Source organism: Porphyromonas sp. COT-239 OH1446 (assembly GCF_000768875.1).
GTDB lineage: Bacteria > Bacteroidota > Bacteroidia > Bacteroidales > Porphyromonadaceae > Porphyromonas.
This window is the reverse complement of the sequence record NZ_JRAO01000028.1, coordinates 1-4,860: the sequence shown is the minus strand read 5'-3', so window position 1 is coordinate 4,860 and position 4,860 is coordinate 1. Positions and strand designations below refer to the sequence as shown.

General features: G+C 51.6%; 4 protein-coding genes. 2 read left to right on the top strand and 2 right to left on the bottom strand.

Going from position 1 to position 4,860, the window contains the following annotated elements; all coding sequences use genetic code 11:
* Positions 1-349, top strand: a 349-nt coding sequence (locus tag HQ37_RS08390; protein ID WP_036881586.1) for a hypothetical protein, incomplete at its 5' end; no start/stop codon positions are given.
* Positions 350-377: 28 nt separating this feature from the next.
* Entirely contained in the window at positions 378-707 is a 330-nt protein-coding gene (locus HQ37_RS06335) for a hypothetical protein (RefSeq protein WP_036881585.1), read from the top strand.
* A 92-nt stretch (positions 708-799) separates the two neighbouring features.
* Here the strand turns inward: HQ37_RS06335 and HQ37_RS06330 are convergent, their stop codons facing one another.
* Together HQ37_RS06330 and gyrA are read right to left on the bottom strand one after the other, a co-directional pair.
* Positions 800-2,002: a tetratricopeptide repeat protein gene (locus HQ37_RS06330; RefSeq protein WP_036881588.1), complete on the bottom strand. Its 1,203-nt coding sequence runs from the start codon at positions 2,000-2,002 to the stop codon at positions 800-802.
* A 40-nt stretch (positions 2,003-2,042) separates the two neighbouring features.
* Positions 2,043-4,583, bottom strand: coding sequence for a DNA gyrase subunit A (gene gyrA, locus HQ37_RS06325; RefSeq protein WP_036881584.1), 2,541 nt, complete (start codon positions 4,581-4,583; stop codon positions 2,043-2,045).
* Positions 4,584-4,860 lie beyond the last annotated feature (277 nt).

The window sequence follows — 4,860 nt, the reverse complement described above, 5'->3', positions numbered from 1 at the left end:
GGAGGAGCGGGAGGCACTCCTCTTGCAGTGGGCCAAGGAGGAGCATAAGATTGCGCTCAAGAAACGCTTCAAGGGATTCCAGCTCCCCACAGACTCAATTAGAGTTAAAGAGTATATCAACCAAGAAGAGAGCAAGAGATACTACATCATCGCTCTGTACAACAAGCAGGCTGTGCAAGAGCTGCGGTATGAATGGCTCTACACCATTGAGGTAACTTTCGCTGATGATGATGGGTCTACCTGTTCGGTTTACATGGGAACAGGAATGGGATACTACCCCAAAAGACCACATTGTCTCCATACTCCTTCTGCTCGTCCTACTCTCCTCTTGCGCTGCATTCCTGGGTAGACGACCTCTCAGCCCTCGCCTCTCCGAAATGCCCCAGGAGGAGCGGGAGGCACTCCTCTTGCAGTGGGCCAAGGAGGAGCAGAGGGCTGCGCTCAAGAAACGCTTCAAGGACTTCCAGCTCCCCACAGACTCGATTTCTGTTAGAGAGTATATCAACGAAGAGAAGGGCAAGAGATACTACATCATTAGACTATTTAACAAGCAGGCTGTGCGAGAGCTTCGGTATGAATGGCTTCACACTATTAAGGTAACTTTCGCTGATGATGATGGGTCTACCTGTTCGGTATTCATGGGAAGCGGCATAGGATATTACCCCAAGGGGAAGCCTCGATACAAACCCAAGAGCAAGGGCAAGTGAGCCCGACAACCCAATAGCCCCAAAACAAAGATCCCCCCAAAGCCTTTTCCAAGGCTCTGGGGGGATCGTCGCTTCGTCTCCGAAGCTCTAGTTTAGTCTAGGTTGTGCAGCTCCTTGAGCTCCTGATAACGCTTATCCAGGCCAAGACGCTTGCAGATATTGGCCAGTACGTAGTAGACTGCATCGGGCTTCTGCTTGTAGGCAGCCTCGAAGTGTGGCAGGGCCTTCTTGAAGAGAGCCTCAGCCTTATCCTCCTCGAGCTTCCCTGGACGGTCTACGCTCAGCACCTTAACGGCCATGTTGTAGTACGAGAGACCAAGGTTGTGCGTCGTAGGATAACCATCGGGCTTGATAGCGATAGACTTCTCATACCACTCAACAGCCTTCTCCCACTGCTCATCACGAGTGAACATATCACCCATCATACTGAGGTATAGAGCATTGTTAGGATCGTTGTCGATGGCCTGCTGCAGGAGCTTAACGGCCTCGTCGTTATTACCCTGAGACATCTTAATTGCAATGGCGTTGCTCAGATAGTAAGGGGTCTGAGGGAAGAGCTTAGCCCCCTCCATCATCGCCTCTACAGCAGCAGTCGTGTCAGCCTTGGCCAGGAGCGATCCACAGAGTACCTGCATCACATCATCCTTCTTCTCAACGAAGTCTCTGTACTTACGAGACATCTCAATAGCTTCATCGAATCGCTTGCTCTCATAGTTGAGCAGACAAGCAAAGTAAGCTACCTGCATTGTCGTGCTGTCGGGTGTAGAGACCTCCTTATCCTCTGCGAAGAGGGGGTGCTCCTTGATCTTGAGGAACTGACCAAAGGCCTTAGCAGCCGAAACATAATCCTGCTTGCCCATGTAGGCATTACCAGCATTGAGTAGGTACTGATAGTCCTCCTTCACATGATCCTTCACCTTCTTGGTGTACTTGAGCTTGACCTTCCCCTTCTCGTTGGGAACTTTCTCGATCTCGTACACCTGTAGGAAGAGAGGCATCTCTGTGAGCAGGAGGTTAAACATGGCGATCTCATCAACCTGGTTCTGAGGTAGTGCACTGGCGATTAGGTTCTTGCGAAACTCTTCATGCTCTACAAGACCGGCCACGTACCAGGCATAGGCATCTGCCTTTGTCTCCTCATGGGCGAGAGCCTCCTTAGCCAGGCGGCGTGCCTCTACGAAGTTGGGCGTGCTAGCCTTAGTGAGCTTCTCAGCAGCCTTGATATTAGACTTTTGAGCAAATGATCCGGTCGTTGTTAGCAGAGCGAGTGCAACGACATAAATTAGCTTTTTCATTCTTAGGATCTGTTAATGGTTATGTTAATTGTTCCTTGTTTTATTCCTGTGAGGGAGTTTCTTCTTGAGCCTCGAGAGAGTCATCAATGATAGGTTCATGGGTTTCCTCCTGCTCCTGTAGCTCCTCTTCGGAGATCACACGACAGACGGAGGCGATCTCATCACCTCGCTTGTCGAGGTTGATCAGACGTACGCCCTGAGTAGCACGGCCAATGATGGCCAAGTCTCGAGCACGCAGGCGGATCGCAATACCACTCTTGTTGATAATCATCAGATCATGCTCGTCTGTTACCGATCGAACGGCTACGAGTAGACCCGTCTTGTCCGTAATGTTGAGGGTCTTGACCCCCTTACCACCACGGTTGGTAATGCGATAGTCCTCGATCTTGGATCGCTTGCCATAGCCCTTCTCACTGACTACGAGCACGCTCTCCTGGGCAGCATCGCGTATTGAGATCATACCTATTACCTCATCCTGCCCATCTTCGTCGAGGGTCATGCCCTTAACACCCATCCCTTGACGGCCGATGGCACGTACCTTGCTCTCGTGGAAGCGAACGGCACGACCATTACGGTTGGCCACAAGTAGCTCGGCCTTGCCGTTGGTAAGGCTCACGCTGACAAGCGAATCATCCTCGCTGAGGTTGATAGCGATAACGCCGCTGGTACGGGGGCGAGAGTAAGCCTCCAGGAGCGTCTTCTTGATGATACCCCGCTTGGTGCAGAAGATCAGATAGTGTGAGTTGATAAACTCAAGATCCTTCGTCAAATTCTTGATGCGGATGAAGGCATTGACCTTGTCGCCTGGCTCGATGTTGAGGAGGTTCTGAATAGCACGCCCCTTGGCACTCTTGCTGCCCTCGGGTATCTCGTACACCTTGAGCCAATAGCAGCGACCACGCTGGGTAAAGAGCAGCATCGTTGCGTGCATCGATGCCGAATAGATGTACTCGATGAAGTCCTCGTCTCGGGTATCGCTCCCCTTCGCCCCCACGCCTCCTCGGGCTTGAGAGCGGAATTCTGAGAGTGGAGTGCGCTTGATATAGCCATGGTGAGAGATTGTGATGATCATCTCCTCATCGGCGTAGAAGTCCTCTGGGTTGAACTCTTCGGAGGCATAGATGATCTCGCTACGACGCTCGTCGCCGTACCTCTCCTTGATCTCCTCGAGCTCCTCTCGGATGAGCTGCATCCGAAGATCTCGATCCGAGAGCAATGCCTTCAGATGCTCGATGGTGCGCATGAGCTCCTCGTACTCGGCACGCAGCTTGTCCTGCTCAAGTCCTGTAAGTGCTCTTAAACGCATATCTACGATAGCTCGAGCTTGAACGAGCGAGAGATCGAAGCGTACCATCAAACGCTCGATAGCGATCTGAGCCTCAGCGGATGAACGGATGATAGAGACTACCTCGTCGATATTGTCCACAGCGATGATCAGGCCCTCGAGGATGTGGGCACGCTCGTGGGCCTTACGAAGCTCAAACTCTGAGCGTCGGGTAACCACGTCGTGGCGATGATCTACGAAGGCAGAGATCAAGTCTCGCAGATTGAGCAGCTGAGGCCTTCCATTGACCAGAGCAATATTGTTTACGCTGAAGGAGCTCTGCAGCGCGGTCATCTTGTAGAGCTTGTTGAGCACAACCGAAGCATTGGCATCTCGCTTGATGTCTATGACGATGCGCATCCCCTTGCGGTTCGACTCGTCTGAGATATTACTGATACCTTCGATCTTCTTGTCCGAGATGAGGTCGGCGATGCTCTTAACCAGCTCAGCCTTATTCACCTGGTAGGGGATCTCGGTAACGATGATACGCTCATGAGCGTTGTGCTGCTCGATCTCGCAGCGGCTGCGCACGACGACACGACCACGACCTGTCTCGAAGGCCTCTCTCACCCCAGCATAGCCATAGATGAAGCCCCCTGTGGGGAAGTCTGGGGCCTTGACATACTGCATCAGCCCCTCAACATCTATCGTCTCTCTGCTGTCAATATAAGCGATACAGCCATCGATACACTCAGAGAGGTTATGTGGGGGCATATTCGTGGCCATACCTACGGCTATCCCGGCTGCTCCATTGACCAGGAGGTTGGGGAAGCGAGTGGGCAAGACTGTAGGCTCACGACGGGTATCATCGAAGTTATTCTGAAAATCAACCGTCTCCTTGTCTATATCTCGGAGCATCTCACCTGCGAGTTTGCTCAAACGACTCTCTGTATAACGCATAGCCGCAGGAGAGTCGCCATCGACAGAACCAAAGTTGCCCTGCCCATCTACGAGCGGATACCTCAAGCTCCAGGGCTGTGCCATACGCACCAGTGTCCCATAGACGGATGAGTCTCCGTGGGGATGATACTTACCCAGCACTTCTCCGACAGCATTGGCACACTTGCGAGTAGGCTTGTCGTAGGTATTACCCGTCTCGTTCATGGCGAAGAGCACACGCCGATGCACGGGTTTGAAGCCATCACGCACATCGGGCAAGGCACGAGAGACAATCACCGACATCGAATAGTCGATGTAGGCAGTCTTCATTTCGTCCTCGATATTGATGTCTATAATTCTGTCCTCTGAATCGATCATTATCTATGTCTCTATTATAATATGATTACAATATCGCTAGTTTAAGGCACTAAGGTAACGTTTTTTTGCGGGCTGGGAAAGCTCTCAGCAGTATAATTGTGCTCTTAGTGGGACTTAGCCTCCTTCTAGGGCTTTTGGAGGACTCTAGGAGCGGCTCTTTAAGGCTTACGAAGGGAGGATAAAGCACAAAACCCAGTCTTCTTTTTAGAGGACTGGGTTTTTGATGAGAAAGAGATCTGAGATCGATATTGACGAAGTGTAGTCAATTGGCGTTTTT

Bases quoted from the DNA above. Each gene is read 5' to 3' on its own strand.
- HQ37_RS06335 (WP_036881585.1), top strand. From the start codon at position 378: ATGCCCCAGGAGGAGCGGGAGGCACTCCTCTTGCAGTGGGCCAAGGAG.
- HQ37_RS06330 (WP_036881588.1), bottom strand. From the start codon at position 2,002: ATGAAAAAGCTAATTTATGTCGTTGCACTCGCTCTGCTAACAACGACC.
- gyrA (WP_036881584.1), bottom strand. From the start codon at position 4,583: ATGATCGATTCAGAGGACAGAATTATAGACATCAATATCGAGGACGAA.